This window comes from Bowmanella yangjiangensis, from assembly GCF_017255015.1.
GTDB lineage: Bacteria > Pseudomonadota > Gammaproteobacteria > Enterobacterales > Alteromonadaceae > Bowmanella > Bowmanella yangjiangensis.
The window spans coordinates 1-641 of record NZ_JAFKCS010000442.1 but is presented as its reverse complement, the minus strand read 5'-3'; the positions used below and the strand labels follow the sequence as shown (position 1 = coordinate 641).

Sequence of the window (641 nt, the reverse complement as noted above, 5' to 3'; positions counted from 1 at the left end):
AGGCACTGAAGGCCAAGATCAAGAAAGCGATGACCTATCCTATTGCAGTCATCGTGGTTGCGGTCATCGTATCGGCAATTCTCTTGATCAAAGTGGTCCCACAGTTTCAGGAGGTGTTTGCCGGTTTTGGTGCGGAGCTACCAGCTTTCACTCAGATGGTGATCAATATCTCCGAGGTTCTCCAGCAATGGTGGTTTATCTTCGTGGTCGCCATATTGGCCTTGTCCTTTGCGTTCAAGGAGGCAATGAAACGCTCCCAGAAGCTACGCGACTCGGTTGACCGCAGCGTACTCAAGCTCCCAATCGTTGGAGACATTCTCTATAAATCCGCAGTAGCGCGCTTCGCACGAACACTCTCAACCACTTTTGCTGCGGGCGTACCTCTGGTAGACGCCCTTGACTCCGTATCCGGTGCCACAGGCAACGTGGTGTTCAAAACCGCAACCAACAAAGTCAAGGCAGATGTCTCAACGGGTATGCAGCTGAATTTTTCAATGCGGACTACTGGCACCTTCCCGTCAATGGCAGTGCAAATGACGGCCATTGGCGAAGAGTCAGGCTCGCTGGATGAGATGCTCGATAAAGTCGCCAGCTTTTATGAAGCCGAAGTGGACAACATGGTTGATAACCTCACCAGCCTG

General features: G+C 51.8%; 1 protein-coding gene. It reads left to right on the top strand.

Annotated elements, in window-relative coordinates:
* Positions 1–641, top strand: a 641-nt coding sequence (locus J0A65_RS25040; protein WP_206596936.1) for a type II secretion system F family protein, incomplete at both ends; no start/stop codon positions are given.